Source organism: Pseudomonas sp. 22072, from assembly GCF_052046095.1.
Lineage (GTDB): Bacteria > Pseudomonadota > Gammaproteobacteria > Pseudomonadales > Pseudomonadaceae > Aquipseudomonas > Aquipseudomonas paracarnis.
Genome location: NZ_JBQEQE010000003.1, coordinates 76756 through 91290, shown reverse-complemented (window position 1 = coordinate 91290; position 14535 = coordinate 76756). Strand labels below are relative to the sequence as shown.

The 14535-nt window shown below is 61.5% G+C and carries 11 protein-coding genes; 4 read left to right on the top strand and 7 right to left on the bottom strand.

Annotated elements, in window-relative coordinates; translation table 11 throughout:
- Nucleotides 1-98: 98 nt before the first annotated feature.
- The 7 genes from ACTJLA_RS04085 to gap all read right to left on the bottom strand — a co-directional run bounded on the left by ACTJLA_RS04085 (nucleotide 99) and on the right by gap (nucleotide 9158).
- A complete protein-coding gene (locus ACTJLA_RS04085) occupies nucleotides 99-2237 on the bottom strand; it encodes a methyl-accepting chemotaxis protein (RefSeq protein ID WP_440840658.1) in 2139 nt (712 codons plus the stop codon).
- 138 nt (nucleotides 2238-2375) lie between these two features.
- Nucleotides 2376-2777 carry a YbaN family protein gene (locus ACTJLA_RS04080; RefSeq protein WP_014719757.1) on the bottom strand — a complete coding sequence of 134 codons (402 nt, stop codon included), beginning with the start codon at nucleotides 2775-2777 and terminating at the stop codon, nucleotides 2376-2378.
- 169 nt (nucleotides 2778-2946) lie between these two features.
- Nucleotides 2947-3555 carry a biliverdin-producing heme oxygenase gene (locus tag ACTJLA_RS04075; protein WP_181123943.1) on the bottom strand — a complete coding sequence of 203 codons (609 nt, stop codon included), beginning with the start codon at nucleotides 3553-3555 and terminating at the stop codon, nucleotides 2947-2949.
- Nucleotides 3556-3692: 137 nt separating this feature from the next.
- On the bottom strand, nucleotides 3693-6257 hold the full coding sequence (locus ACTJLA_RS04070; RefSeq protein ID WP_034128615.1) for a TonB-dependent receptor: 2565 nt from the start codon (nucleotides 6255-6257) through the stop codon (nucleotides 3693-3695).
- Nucleotides 6258-6373: 116 nt separating this feature from the next.
- On the bottom strand, nucleotides 6374-7342 hold the full coding sequence (locus ACTJLA_RS04065; RefSeq protein WP_072447170.1) for a FecR family protein: 969 nt from the start codon (nucleotides 7340-7342) through the stop codon (nucleotides 6374-6376).
- 74 nt (nucleotides 7343-7416) lie between these two features.
- Nucleotides 7417-7935, bottom strand: coding sequence for an RNA polymerase sigma factor (locus ACTJLA_RS04060; protein WP_072447169.1), 519 nt, complete (start codon nucleotides 7933-7935; stop codon nucleotides 7417-7419).
- Nucleotides 7936-8156: 221 nt separating this feature from the next.
- Nucleotides 8157-9158 (bottom strand): type I glyceraldehyde-3-phosphate dehydrogenase, encoded by a 1002-nt coding sequence (gap, locus tag ACTJLA_RS04055; protein WP_003193921.1) that lies wholly within the window; start codon nucleotides 9156-9158, stop codon nucleotides 8157-8159.
- Nucleotides 9159-9379: 221 nt separating this feature from the next.
- On the opposite strand from gap, the gene edd reads away from it, so the two are divergent.
- From edd to ACTJLA_RS04035, 4 genes are all read left to right on the top strand, one after another.
- A complete protein-coding gene (edd, locus tag ACTJLA_RS04050; protein ID WP_014719752.1) occupies nucleotides 9380-11206 on the top strand; it encodes a phosphogluconate dehydratase in 1827 nt (608 codons plus the stop codon).
- On the top strand, nucleotides 11203-12159 hold the full coding sequence (locus tag ACTJLA_RS04045; RefSeq protein WP_314545172.1) for a glucokinase: 957 nt from the start codon (nucleotides 11203-11205) through the stop codon (nucleotides 12157-12159). Before edd ends, ACTJLA_RS04045 begins: the two co-directional genes overlap by 4 nt.
- 137 nt (nucleotides 12160-12296) lie before the next feature.
- Complete coding sequence (locus ACTJLA_RS04040) at nucleotides 12297-13031, top strand: response regulator (RefSeq protein ID WP_440840654.1); 735 nt, start codon at nucleotides 12297-12299, stop codon at nucleotides 13029-13031.
- Entirely contained in the window at nucleotides 13021-14490 is a 1470-nt protein-coding gene (locus tag ACTJLA_RS04035) for an ATP-binding protein (protein ID WP_034128612.1), read from the top strand. The genes ACTJLA_RS04040 and ACTJLA_RS04035 overlap by 11 nt, the downstream gene beginning before the upstream one ends.
- The last annotated feature ends 45 nt before the right edge of the window (nucleotides 14491-14535 follow it).

Here is a 14535-nt window from a genome sequence, read left to right as displayed (position 1 = left end):
AACTCAAAGGCGCCGCGTTTATTCAGGAAGCACGCGTTATCGTTGACGTTTTTCGCGAGCAAGCTCGCTCCTACAGGGGGCAATGTTTCAGAACCGAGTCAGACCCTGAACTGATCCATCAACTTCATCTGCTGGCTGGCCAGCGCATTGAGCTGGCTACTGATCGCCGCCGACTCGGTAGCCTGGCCGGTCAGGGTTTCGGTCACGGTGCGAATCGCCGAGACGTTGCGGTTGACCTCTTCGGCCACCGCGCTCTGCTGTTCGGCCGCGCTGGCGATTTGCAGGTTCATGTCGCTGATCACCGTGACCGCGTCGCTGATCTTGCCCAGGGCTTGCACGGCTTGATGGATCTGCCCGGCATTGCTCTGCGCCTGGTGCTGGCTGGAGTGCATGGTCGCCACGACGCCACGGGTGCCGCTCTGGATACGCTCGATCACCAGGCGGATTTCCTCCACCGAGTCCTGGGTGCGTTTGGCCAGATTGCGCACCTCGTCGGCCACCACCGCAAAACCACGTCCGCTTTCTCCGGCGCGTGCCGCTTCAATCGCCGCATTCAACGCCAGCAGGTTGGTCTGTTCGGCAATGCTGCGGATCACCTCCAGCACTGAACCGATTTGCTCGCTGTTGACCGCCAGGGCTTCGACTTCGCTCACGGCTTTGCTGACTTCGTCGGCCAGGGTGGTGATATCGCGGGTGCTCTGCTCGATGATCGACATGCCTTCGCGGGCCGACTGGTCGGCACCGCGTGCCGCGCTGGCGGCATTGGAGGCGCTGTTGGCCACGTCGTGGGCGGTGGCGCTCATTTCGTTCGACGCGGTGGCGACCTGGTCGATTTCACGGAACTGCACCTGCATGCCTTCGCTGGTCTGGCGCGCAATGGCGGACGACTGATCGGCCGTCCCACGAGCTTCGGTGATGCTTTGCTTGATCTGTGCAATGGTCGGCTGCAGCTTGTCGAGGAAGCGGTTGAACCAGTTCACCAGCTCGCCCAGTTCGTCTTTCTTGGCGTAGGCCAGGCGCTGGGTGAGGTCGCCGTCACCGCTGGCGATGTCCTTGAGCATGGCGGCCACGCTATTGATAGGGCGGGTCACGCCAGTAGCGGTCAGCCAGATCAACAGCAAGCCCAGCAGGCCAGCGGCGGCGGCCACCAGCAAGGCTTTGAGCGTGCCCGTGGCCTGGGCCTCGTCGAGCACGGCTTGCAGTTTTTCGTTGTCGGCAAGCATTACCGCTTTGGGCAGCTTGATCACCACGCCCCAGGACTTGGCACCGGCAATCGGCTTGAGGGGGTACACGGCACGAATGGTGTCGTCCTGTTCACGGATAACCGGCCGGTCATTGGCCAGCAGTTGCACGATCTCCTTGCCTTCGGCGCCGATGCTGTCGATCAGGTTCTTGCCAACTTTGCCCGGCTCACCACTGTAGGCGGCGATCAGGCCGGTGCTGGACAGAATCTCCAGGTGGGCGGCGCCGTTGAACAGGTCTTTCTGTGCAGCATCGGTGCTCGCTTGCAGGGCGGTGAGGGCGATGTCTACGCCGACCACACCGATGACTTTGCCGTCGACGATCAGCGGCAGGGAAATGGTAGTCATGAGTACCGGCTTGTCGGCCACGGTGTCTTCGTACGGGTCCAGCAGGCAAGTGCTGCGCGTGTCCCGTGGGCAGGTGTACCAGATGTTGTAGGGCGTACCGCTGAGGTTGAGGGTGGTCTTGGTCAGGTCATCTTCGACCATGACGGTATTCAGGCTTTCGCCGCCAGCCCGGCTCCAGTAGCTGGAAAACCGGCCTTTTTCGTTGGAGACACGCGCCTTGTCGCCGATGAATTCGCTGTCTTTGCCATCCAGCCCGTTGGGCTCGAACGACAACCAGATGCCCAGCACCTTGGTGTTGCGCTCGAAAGCGGTTTTGACGCTGCGGTTGAGTTCTTCACGCAGGGCTCCGGCTTCCAGGGAACGCTGGGTGCCCAACTGACGCAGGTCTTTGATCTGGTCGGCCAGGGCTGTGACCACCAGCAGGTTTTCGCCGAAGGTCTTCTGCAGTTGCGTGGCCTGTTCGGCCGCTTTGGATTGCAGCAGTTGCTCCACGCTGGCGGTGAGCATTCGTGAGCTTGAATCGCTGACCAGTCGATCGTTCTGGTTGGTGTTGTAGATATTGATGCCGACCACCAGTGCAATCACACCCAGCAGACACAGGCCGGACAGCAACACGATTTTCAAGCGGATGGAGAGGGTGTCGAACATAGGTTCACTCACGAATGGACTTGTTGGAATGCACGCAGAAGAGCCAAGTCCATTCGGCGCCGTACCTGAAACATCGGCGTCACAAATCAATTCATGAGCAATAGGCGATGAGCGGTAGGAAAATGCCTACACCGGCCGTTATACGGGGCGTGCGAGCTGCTCGGGGCGGGACCAGATCCACAGGTTGCCCAGGCTCATCCCGGCAATCGCCAGGTACACCGGCCAGCCGTGATCGAGCATCACCAGCATCAACACGGCGCACAGCAACATGCTCACGGTGGCGCTGACCTTGGCGCGACGGGCGATGATCTTGCCATTGCGCCAGTTGGACAGGATCGGCCCGAACAGGCGGTGGTTTTCCAGCCAGGCGCTGAGGCGCGGCGAGCTTTTGGTGGCGGCCCAGGCGGCGAGCAAGATGAATTCGGTGGTGGGCAACCCCGGTATCACAATCGCCACCAAGCCGATCCCCAGGCTGACGTAGGCCAGCAGGCCAAAGAGGACTTGGGCGATTTTGGAGGAGGATTGGGGTTTGCCGGTCATGCTGCAGTTTTCTGGTGGGAAGGTTTACACATTATCAGCCATGAAATGCACCCAAGTGTGGGAGCTGGCTTGCCTGTGATTGCGGTGTATCAGGTTAAACATCTGGCGCTGACCCACCGCCATCGCAGGCAAGCCAGCTCCCACATTGAACCGCTGTCTACCAGAACACTTACGCCAGTTCTGGGGCGCTAGCGTACGCCTGTTCCAGCAACACGGTGAAGCGCACAAACGCATCAATCGCGCCTTTTTCCACGGCAGCTTCTTCTTCGGCACTGAATGCCAGGCCGTCGAGGGTGCGGGTGAAGCTTTTCCAGCCCTCGGCGCGACCACCGGCCGGCTCGCCCAGGTGGCGGGCACCGAAGGTTTCGCTCAGGCCCAGGCCCACGGCGCGCTTGATCAGGAACGCAGCGCCCAGCTTGGAGCCTTCGGAGACGAACAGCCAGCCCAAAGCTTCGGCTTTGCTGGGGTTGTTCACCGCGCCGGCAACCGGGGCCGGGGTTTCGGTGTCCAGGTCTGCCAGGTCGAGCTTGGCGGCTTCGGCGCGGCAGCGGGCGGCCAGGTCAGGGATGATCTGGTTCAGTTCGGCATCGTTGTACAAGGCCACCAGTTCCGATTGGAACAGGTACTGGGCCACTACGAAGCGGGCGAAGTTGGCTTGGGTTTCGAACGGCGCGTGAGCCTTCACCAATGCGTCGAGCTTGGTGTGCGGCTCGTTGGTGATCTGGTTCAGGCGTTGGGAGCGCAGGCTTGGACGTTCTGCGGTGGAAGAAGCGGTCATGAAAAAAGTCCTTGAGAAGAGAAGCGCCTGGGTGCCCTGAAGAGAGCTGTTATCAACTAGACGAACAAGAAGACGCGGCACAGTAAAAAATCCTCACCTCGCCGCGGATGCAATGGCGGCGAGGTGAGGCGGAAGGGTCAGATGTCCCAGATCACGTTGATCGCAAAGTTGCGACCGGGCTGGGTCAGGCGGTCGAGGTTGGCCGGGCCGGTCACACCGGCTTCGCCGACGCTGTCGTAGCTGCGCACGTCATCCCAGTTCCAGTACTTCTTGTCGGTGAGGTTGTAGAGCCCACCGTTGACGGTCACGTCTTTGCTCACTTTGTAGTATGCGGTCAGGTCGAGGATGCCGAAGCCCGGGGTCTTGAACGGGCCGTCGGTGCCGCCGTCGGGCGCGTGGAAGGTCGTGCTGTCGACGCGGTCCTGTTTTTTCACCAAGGTCCAGCTCACCAGGCCACCGTAGTTGTCCTGGTCGTAGCCCAGGCCAAACACGCCCTTGAGCGGGTTGACGCTGTTCAACGGCTCGCCATTGTCGTCGTTGCGACCGTAGGTGTAGGCAACCGAGCCTTGGGTATACAGGCCCTTCGGCGCGCCGAAGGTATCCAGGTTCAGGCGGCCCTTGGCTTCCACGCCCTTGACGGTGGCGCGCTTGATGTTGACCGCCTTGAATTGCTCCACGGTGCCGCCGACCACGGCGTTGTCTTCGTCGATAAAGTCACGGTACTTGTTGTAGTACACCGCAATATCGAAGGAGCCTTCGTCGAATTTGCCGCGAATCCCGGTTTCGATGCCTTTGCTGGTTTCTGGCTTGAGGTCGGGGTTGGGTTCGACGGTGTAGCCCAGGTTGAGGTTTTCGAAGCGACCGTACAGCGCTTTGGCAGACGGCGTACGGAAGCCCTCGGCGTATTGACCGAACCAGGTGTAGTTGTCGGTCAGGGCATAGGTGAGGCCGAACTTGGGTGTTACGCGGTTCCAGGTCTTGTCTTTGCCATCGACGGTATAGGCGCCGGTCGGGTTGACGGTGTTGAGGAATTCCTGGGTCAGCTTGGGCTTGAGCCGGGTGTAGTCATAACGCACGGCAGGCAGGAAAGTCCATTTGTCCCAGGTGATCTGGTCCTGGGCGAACAGCGAGTAGGTGTTGATGGTTGGGTCGGGGAAGTCGCTGGCCTTCTTCACGCTGTCGCTCGCTTGCGGGCTCGGCGCGCCGATGGCGGTGCAGCCGGCACCAATGGCCAGGCACGAGGCTGAGCCTTCGCGTGAACCGGTTACTTTCTGCTGCTTGAGGGTGGTGCCGTAGGTCACTTGGTGGTCGGTTTCGCCGAGGCTGAAGGCCTTGTCCAGTTGCGCGTCGAAGACCCACTGCTTCTCTTCGTAAAGGGTGTCGCGGGTACGCAGGACGCGACGGCCGGCCTGGTAGATTTCGGCGGTGGTCTGGTCGGTCTTGGCGATCTGGTAGTTGAGGCTGGTCTTGATGCGGTCGGCAATCGGCGACTCCAGGGCAAAGGTGTTTTCCAGGCCGAAGCGCTCGCGGGTAATGGTGTCGTTACCGCGACGATCGCGGTACAGGTTCATGCCCCGGCCACCGATGAACGGGCCGCCCACTGCGTTTTTCAGATTGACGTCGCGGTCATCCTTGAACTTCTCGTAGGTCAGGCCCAGGCGGTTGTCATCGCCATAGTTCCAGCCCAGCTTGGCCAGCACGTTGGTGGTGCGCGCATCTTCCGGGTTGGCGCCGGTACGGGCCAGGCCAGTGGCGTTGTTGCCATCGTAGGATTCGGTTTCGTGGCCATTGCGCTGGCTCAGGTGCAGCAAACCGTCGAAGTCTTGCACACGCCCGGCGAAGGTGCCGGAGGTCAGCCAGCTCTCGTCGGCGGAGCTGTAGCCGGTCTTCAGGCGGGCACCGACGTCCTGGCCTGGCTTGATGATGTCATCCGGGTCGAGGGTGAAATAACTCACCGCGCCGCCGATGGCGCTGCTGCCGTACAGGGCCGAGGCCGGGCCGCGCAAGATCTCCACGCGCTTGACGATTTCCGGGTCGACGTAATTGCGGCGGGTCTTGGCGTAAGGGCCGTTGAAGAAATTGTCCGGCACTTCGACGCCATCCACCTGGGTGAGGACGCGGTCGCCGTCGATGCCACGAATGTTGTAGCCCGCGTTACCCGAGCGCGTACCGGCGCCGCCGACGGAGACGCCGGGTTCGTAGCGCACCAGTTCACGGATGTTGTTGACGTTCTGGCGGTCCAGTTCTGCGCGGTCGTGCACGCTGACGGTGCTCGGTACGCTGTTCACATCCTGTTCATTGCGGGTGGCGCTGATGGTCACCTGTTGCAGGGCGAGGGCGCTGCCGGCGCTACGTTTTTCCAGCACGATGTTGTTGGTGCCCAGTTTGCGATAGCTCAGGTTGGTCCCCACCAACAGCCGGTCCAGGGCTTTTTCCGCTGGCAGCGGGCCGCGCACGCCAGGGGACGATACGCCCTGGCCCAGTTCGGCCGGCAGGCCCACTTGCCAGCCGGTCACTGCGGTGAAAGCGTTGAGTGCCGACACCAATGGCTGCTGTTCGATGCTGAACGTGTAATTGGCGTGGCTGCGAGCGGCAGGTTCCGCGGCGGTGGCGCTCATGACGGGCGCACCAGCCAGCAGGATCGCGGCGGTCAGCAAGGACAAAACGGGCGAAGCAGACCGGCGGTTGAAACGAGAGGACATCGAGAGCGCTCCGGGAATACGAATCTTATAGTTGCGAACCGAACCAAATAGGAATCAGTTGCATTGGCTATAACGAGACGTATCGCCGGTTAACATCGAGTAAAAATAATTCTCATTTAGTTCAGGATCACCAGCGCCGGGTACTCCGACAGCTTGGCCGAGGTGATGTGGGCCAGGGAGCGCACCACGTCCAGGGGCTGGTCGAGGCGGTAGTTGCCGGTGACGGCGACGCTGGCCAACTGCTCGTTGTTGTTGACGATCCAGCCGGGGTAATAGCGGCGCAGCTCAGCCAGCACTTCGCTCAGCGGGCAGTTTTCGAATACCAGCCGGCCCTGCACCCAGGCCAGGTCCTTGCTGGGATCGAGCTTGGCCGGTTGGCCGAAACCCTTGGGGCCGATGCGGATGCTTTCACCGGCGCTCAGGCGCACACGGGCATCGTCGAACGTGTTGCTCAGGTCGACATCGCCGCGCTGCACCTGGACCTGGGCTTCGCCATTGAGGTAGCGCACGGCAAAGGCGGTGTCACGCACGCTGGCGCGCACCGGGCCGGCGTCTATTTCCAGGGGCAGGCCACGGGTGGGCGCTATTTCAAAGAACGCTTCGCCCTGGTACAGGCGGGCAATGCGCTGGTGGTGGTTGATGGTGCTGGAAAATGCCGAGTTGGTGTTCAACAGTACCTTGGAGCCATCGTCCAGTTGCAGGCGCTGGCGCTCGCCGACCACCGTCAGATGGTCGGCCTGCAAACGCACCGGCAGGTTGCTGAAACTGAACAGGCCGAGCAGTAACACGGCGGCGGTGGCCAGGGGTTTCCAGTGCGGTCTGATCCGGCGCCAGCCGCTGGGCTTGCGCGGTGCGGCGAGGGCCACGGCGGCGCTGTGTACCGGCGCGTCACCCCAGGCGGCCTGGGCCTTGCTGAAGGCGTGGACATGCGCCGGGTCCTGGGCCAGCCAGGCGTCGAACGCGGCCTGCTGCCCAGGTTGCGGGCACTGCAAGGCGATCAGCCAATCGAGGGCTTGGTCCATGGCCGCGTCTTGCAACACCTCATGAGCCAACGCATGGGGGCGCAGTTTATTCGGGTCCGTCACGGTGTTCCTCGGGTCTTCGCCACGTTCTATTCATTTTTCCTACAGCTTGGATCGACACCTCTGTCGGGTGAAGCTTAAGGCTGATCCAGCCGTTCGGCCACACCCACACAGATAGCCATGATCAATTTGAGTTCCTTTTGCACCGTGCTCAAGGACACACCCAACTGATCGGCAATTTCCTGATAGCTGCAACCGTGCAGACGGCTGAGGATGAAAATCCGCTGCTGGCGGGCGCTCAACTGGCCGAGGCTGACACTCAGCTGCTCCAGTAGCTGCTCGGCCTGGGTAGCTTCCTCCGGCGTGCTGGCCGGCGCGGCGACGCTTTGTAGGACATCCAGCGGGACATCCTCCTGCAGGGTACGCGCCTGAATCCTGCGCGAACGCAAGTGATCCAGCGCCAGGTTGCGCGCCGTCTGGTAGACAAAGGGTTCAAGGTGGTCGATTGGCCGCTCGCTGAGGGCCCGAGTCACGCGCAGGTAGGTTTCCTGCAACAGGTCCTCGGCGGTGCTGTGGTTATGCACCATGCGTTGCAGAGTTCGTAGCAGGATCACCCGTTGGGTGAGGAAGACGTGGTTGAAGCGAGATTGGCTCACAGTGATACCAGACCGATTTGCAGTTAATGATAATGCTTATCATCAACTGAAATGGCAAGTGGCACTTTGAGATGCCTTGGAGATTGTGCCGCTCGTTCCCATGCTCTGCGTGGGAACACATCCTGTGACGCTCCGCGTCACAACTTTAAGAGCAGGACGCGGAGCGTCCAGGGTGGCATTCCCACGCAGAGCGTGGGAACGATCTGGTCGATCTTGTGGAGTTACTCGGCGTTACACAACGCCAGGCAGTTATCCAGCATACGGTTGGAGAAGCCCCACTCGTTGTCATACCACGCCAATACTTTGAGCAATTTGCCACTGACCTTGGTGTGATTGGCATCGAAGATCGACGACAGCGGGTTATGGTTGAAGTCGCTGGAAACCAGCGGCAGGGTGTTGTAGCCGAGGATCTTCGAATGCTGGCTGGCGTGTTTGAGCAGGGCGTTGACTTCATCGGCCGTGGCTTCTTTCTTCAACTGCACGGTGAGGTCTACCAGCGACACGTTGATCACGGGCACACGCACCGCCATGCCGGTCAGCTTGCCTGCCAGTTCCGGCAGCACCAGGCCCACCGCTTCAGCGGCGCCGGTCTTGCTCGGGATCATGTTCTGGGTGGCCGAACGCGCGCGGTACGGGTCGGTGTGGTACACGTCGGTAAGGTTCTGGTCGTTGGTGTAGGCGTGAATGGTGGTCATCAGGCCGCTTTCGATACCCAGCTCGCGGTGCAGCACCTGGGCCACCGGCGCCAGGCAGTTGGTGGTGCACGATGCGTTGGAAATGATCTGGTGGGATTGACGCAAGATGTCATGGTTTACGCCATAAACCACAGTGGCATCCGCGCCTTTGGCCGGGGCCGAAATGATCACCTTGCGCGCGCCGGCGCTAATATGGGCGGCAGCCTTGTCACGGTCGGTGAACAGACCGGTGCATTCGAACACCACGTCAATCTTGTGCGCAGCCCACGGCAGGTCGGCGGGGTTGCGAATGGCACTCACGGCAATCCGGTCACCATTGACGGTCAGGCTTTCCTGATCGTGGGCAACCTCTGCGTCGAAAGTGCCGTGTACGGTGTCGTACTTGAGCAGGTGAGCATTGATCGAGCTGTCGCCCAAATCGTTGATGGCGACGATCTGCAGATCCTGGCGATAGCCTTGGGTATACAGTGCGCGCAGGACATTACGGCCGATACGGCCAAAACCATTGATTGCGATACGAAGAGTCATTGGAAGGTGCCTGTCGTCGATTTGTTGTAAGAATTACAAGATTATTCGCATAAAAATAGAAAACAAGCCTTTTTAGTGGCAATATTTTGTTCAATCTACAACGAGTGACCTGAATCAACTGGTCCGATGATCCAAACGACCCCCTGCCATCCCATGAGCCGTGGGCGTTTGATCAGCATAGACACTCAGGTCGCCACATCCGTTAGCCTGGAGTTCTATACATGCATCCCCGCGTTCTTGAGGTCACCGAACGGCTTATCGCCCGCAGCCGCGCCACCCGCGAGGCTTACCTTGCGCTCATTCGCGGCGCAGCCAGCGACGGTCCGATGCGCGGCAAGCTGCAATGCGCCAACTTCGCCCACGGCGTGGCCGGTTGCGGCACCGAAGACAAAAACAGCCTGCGCATGATGAATGCCGCCAACGTGGCAATTGTTTCTTCTTATAACGACATGCTCTCGGCGCATCAGCCCTACGAGCATTTCCCCGAACAAATCAAAAAGGCTCTGCGCGAAGTCGGCTCGGTCGGTCAGTTCGCCGGCGGGACCCCCGCCATGTGCGACGGCGTGACCCAGGGCGAGCCAGGCATGGAGCTGAGCCTGCTCAGCCGTGAAGTCATTGCCATGTCCACGGCGGTAGCGCTGTCCCACAACATGTTCGACGCCGCGCTGATGCTGGGCATCTGCGACAAGATCGTCCCTGGCCTGATGATGGGCGCACTGCGCTACGGCCACCTGCCGATGATCTTCGTGCCGGGCGGGCCGATGCCGTCGGGTATCTCCAACAAGCAGAAGGCCGATGTGCGCCAGCGCTATGCCGAAGGCAAGGCCAGCCGCGAAGAACTGCTGGAATCGGAGATGAAGTCCTACCACAGCCCTGGTACCTGCACCTTCTACGGCACCGCCAACACCAACCAGTTGCTGATGGAAGTCATGGGCCTGCACTTGCCCGGCGCTTCGTTCGTCAACCCGTACACGCCGCTGCGTGATGCGTTGACCCGCGAAGCTGCGCACCAGGTCACGCGTTTGACCAAGGCCAATGGCAACTTCACGCCGATTGGCGAGATTGTCGACGAGAAGTCCATCGTCAACTCCATCGTTGCGCTCAACGCCACTGGCGGCTCCACCAACCACACCCTGCACATGCCGGCCATTGCCATGTCGGCAGGCATCATCCTGACCTGGCAGGACATGGCCGACCTCTCCGAGGTGGTGCCGACCCTGTCCCACGTGTATCCAAATGGCAAGGCTGACATCAACCACTTCCAGGCGGCGGGCGGTATGTCGTTCCTGATCCGCGAACTGCTGGAAGCCGGCCTGCTCCACGAAGACGTCAATACCGTGGCCGGCAAGGGCCTGAGCCGCTATATCCAGGAACCTTTCCTGGTGGATGGCGAACTGGTCTGGCGCGACGGCCCGATCGAAAGCCTCGACGAAACCATCCTGCGCCCGGTGGCCCGTGCGTTCTCGCCGGAAGGCGGCTTGCGCGTGATGGAAGGCAACCTTGGCCGTGGCGTGATGAAGGTTTCGGCGGTAGCGCCGGAGCATCAGGTTGTCGAAGCGCCCGCGGTGGTGTTCCAGGACCAGCAGGACCTGGCCGATGCCTTCAAGGCTGGCCTGTTGGAAAAAGACTTTGTCGCGGTGATGCGCTTCCAGGGGCCGCGCTCCAACGGCATGCCGGAACTGCACAAGATGACCCCGTTCCTGGGCGTGTTGCAGGACCGTGGTTTCAAAGTGGCGCTGGTGACAGATGGGCGAATGTCCGGCGCGTCGGGTAAGATCCCTGCCGCGATCCACGTCAACCCCGAAGCCCAGAGCGGCGGGCCGCTGGCGCGGGTCCAGGATGGCGATATCATCCGTGTGGATGGCGTTACCGGCACCCTGGAGCTTAAGGTGGACGCCGAAGTATTTGCAGCGCGCACGCCTGCCACGGGCCTGTTGGGCAATAACGTGGGGGCCGGTCGCGAGTTGTTTGCATTCATGCGCTTGGCCGCAAGCTCCGCAGAGCAGGGCGCCAGCGCCTTTACCTCTGCCTTGGAGACGCTTAAGTGAAGCTTGCGCTGGTCGGTGACATCGGGGGGACTAACGCCCGTTTTGCGTTATGGCGGGATCAGGAACTGCATTCGATCCGCGTGCATGCCACGGCGGATCACGGCAGCCCTGAAGAGGCGATCAAGGTCTATCTCAAAGAAGAAGGCCTGCAAGTCGGGGACATCGGTGCGGTGTGCCTGTCGGTGGCCGGGCCGGTGAGCGGCGATGAATTCAAGTTCACCAACAACCACTGGCGCCTGAGCAAAACCGCGTTTTGCCAGGCCCTGCAGGTAGATGAACTGTTGCTGGTCAACGACTTCTCGGCCATGGCCCTGGGCATGACCCGACTCAAGCCCGACGAATTCCGCGTGGTCTGCGAAGGCACGCCGGAGCCCTTGCGCCCGGCCGTGGTGATCGGCCCGGGTACGGGTCTCGGCGTCGGCACCTTGCTGGACCTCGGCGCAGGCCGTTGGGCAGCATTGCCGGGGGAGGGTGGGCATGTCGACCTGCCCCTGAGCAGCCCACGGGAAACCCAGCTGTGGCAACACATCTACAGCGAGATCGGGCATGTCAGCGCCGAAACCGCGTTGAGCGGTGGCGGCCTGCCACGGCTGTACCGGGCGATTTGTGCGGTGGATGGGCACGAGCCGGTGCTCGACACCCCCGAAGCCATCACGGCGGCGGGCCTGGCCGGCGATCCGGTGGCCATGGAAGTATTGGACCAGTTCAGCATCTGGCTGGGCCGAGTGGCGGGCAATAACGTCTTGACCACCGGTGGGCGCGGTGGCGTGTACATCGTGGGTGGGGTGATACCGAGGTTTGCCGACTTCTTTATCAACAGTGGCTTTGCCCAGAGTTTTCGCGACAAAGGCTGCATGAGCGACTACTTCAAAGGTATTCCGGTGTGGCTGGTGACAGCGCCGTATTCCGGGTTGACTGGGGCTGGTGTGGCGCTTGAGCAAGCTTTTGCATAGGTCATAATGGCGCCATCGCAGGCAAGCCAGCTCCCACAGTCTGGAATGCATTCCAAGTGTGGGAGCTGGCTTGCCTGCGATGGCGGCCTAAAGGGCACCCGATGATTTAAGCCAGGCCATAACAACAAGGAGGCCCCGTGAGCGTAATCAGTAAATCCATTCTCCTCGTCGACGACGACCAGGAAATCCGCGAATTGCTGCAAACCTACCTCAGTCGCGCCGGCTTCCAGGTCCGTGGCGTGTCCGACGGCGCGGGGTTCCGCCAGGCGATGAACGAGGCGCCGTGCGACCTGGTCATCCTCGATGTCATGTTGCCAGACGAAGACGGCTTCAGCCTGTGCCGCTGGATCCGCCAGCACCCGCGCCAGGCGCAGGTGCCGATCATCATGCTCACCGCCAGTTCCGACGAAGCCGACCGCGTGATCGGCCTGGAGCTGGGCGCCGATGACTATATCGGCAAACCATTCAGCCCCCGCGAGTTGCAGGCGCGCATCAAGGCACTGCTGCGCCGCTGCCAATTCGGCCAGGAGCGCAGCAGCGGCGGTGATGTGTGGGTGTTCGATAAATGGCGCCTGGATATGATCAGCCACCGCTTGTTTCATGTGGATGGTGAAGAGGTGATCCTCTCCGGTGCCGACTTCGCCTTGCTCAAGTTGTTTCTCGACCACCCGCAACAGATCCTCGACCGCGACACCATCGGCAACGCCACCCGTGGCCGCGACCTGATGCCCTTGGACCGTATCGTCGACATGGCCGTCAGCCGCTTGCGCCAGCGCCTGCGCGACACCGAGAAACCTCCGCGGCTGATCCGCACCGTGCGTGGCAGCGGCTATCAACTGGCAGCCAGCGTGGTTGCCGGCAATGCCCACTGAACCGCTGAACGAACGTCGCCGCCGCTTCCCGGTACCCCGCTCGCTGCTGGGGCGCATGTTACTGCTGACCTTGCTGGCGGTGCTGTTTGCCCAAGCGCTGTCCAGCGTGATCTGGGTGTCGCAACTGCGCGCCACCCAGCTTGAGGGCTTGGTGACCAGCGCCCGTAGCCTGGCGCATTCAATGACCGCCAGCGTGAGTTACTTCCGGTCGCTGCCGGTGGCCTATCGCCCGTTAGTGCTGGACCAATTGCGCAGCATGGGCGGCACGCGTTTTGTGGTGACCCTCAATGATCGCCCGCTGGACATGCAAATACTGCCCGAAACCCCGCGCAAGCAAGCGGTGCTGGTGGCGGTGGACGAAGTGCTGCGCCAGACCCTGGGTGCCGACGTGCATATCTCGGTAGAGTTCGTCAGCGCCGAAGACCTGCGCATCTTCAATGCCGGCCTGAAGCTCGACGAACTGCCGCGCTCCTGGGCCCATTACGCGCTGACCCTGGAACCGGTGAACCCGCCGGTGCTGGTCACCCAGATCCAACTGGCACCCGGTGAATGGCTGTACATCGCCTCTCTATTGCCCGAGCCCTACACCAGCCTGGAAGAGCAAGGCCTGCCGTCCCAGCAGGTGTGGTTCATCGTGCTCACCAGCGGTTTTCTGCTGCTGTTCATCGGCCTGCTGGTGCACTGGCAAAGCCGACCGCTCAAGCGCCTGGCGCGAGCGGCGCGGGACATGTCCCTGGGCGCCGATGTGGAACCGGTGGCTGAAGGCGGCGGCAGTGAAGTGGTGGAAGTGGGCCGTGCATTCAATGCCATGCGTGAACGCATCAGCCGTTACCTGACCGAGCGCAGCCAGTTGTTCAGCGCGATTTCCCATGACCTGCGCACGCCCATCACCCGCCTGCGCCTGCGTGTGGAATTGCTGGAAGACGAGAACCTGCAAAACAAATTCGGCCGTGACCTGGATGAGCTGGAATTGCTGGTCAAGGGCGCGCTGCAATGCGTGAAAGACACCGACATCCACGAAAACATCCAGCCGGTGGATCTCAACCACGTCCTCGAATGCCTGGTGGAGCCGTACCTGGCACCCCATGGCAATGGCCGAGTGACCCTTGATGGCGCGGCCCTGTCAGCCTACCCAGGCAAGCCGCTGGCGCTGAAGCGCTGCATCGGCAACCTGATCGACAACGCGCTCAAGTACGGGCAGAACGCGCATTTGCATATCGAGGACGATGGCGTGCAGTTCATCCTGCATGTGGATGACGAGGGCCCCGGTGTGCCGCAGCAGCGACTGGAGCAGGTGTTTGAGCCGCACTTCCGCCTGGCCGGCCAGCAGCAGGGTTACGGATTGGGGTTGGGGATTGCGCGCAATATTGCCCACAGCCATGGGGGCGAAGTGAGTTTGCAGAACCTGCGTGAAGGCGGCCTGCGCGTTACCCTGCAACTACCAAGAACCTTGGACTAACAAACACCTGAGATCAAATGTGGGAGCTGGCTTGCCTGCGATAGC

What these genes read in the sequence shown, in the direction of transcription:
- ACTJLA_RS04085 (WP_440840658.1), bottom strand. Translation starts at nt 2,237, where the DNA reads ATGTTCGACACCCTCTCCATCCGCTTGAAAATCGTGTTGCTGTCCGGC.
- ACTJLA_RS04070 (WP_034128615.1), bottom strand. Translation starts at nt 6,257, where the DNA reads ATGTCCTCTCGTTTCAACCGCCGGTCTGCTTCGCCCGTTTTGTCCTTG.
- ACTJLA_RS04075 (WP_181123943.1), bottom strand. Translation starts at nt 3,555, where the DNA reads ATGACCGCTTCTTCCACCGCAGAACGTCCAAGCCTGCGCTCCCAACGC.
- edd (WP_014719752.1), top strand. Translation starts at nt 9,380, where the DNA reads ATGCATCCCCGCGTTCTTGAGGTCACCGAACGGCTTATCGCCCGCAGC.
- ACTJLA_RS04080 (WP_014719757.1), bottom strand. Translation starts at nt 2,777, where the DNA reads ATGACCGGCAAACCCCAATCCTCCTCCAAAATCGCCCAAGTCCTCTTT.
- gap (WP_003193921.1), bottom strand. Translation starts at nt 9,158, where the DNA reads ATGACTCTTCGTATCGCAATCAATGGTTTTGGCCGTATCGGCCGTAAT.
- ACTJLA_RS04035 (WP_034128612.1), top strand. Translation starts at nt 13,021, where the DNA reads ATGCCCACTGAACCGCTGAACGAACGTCGCCGCCGCTTCCCGGTACCC.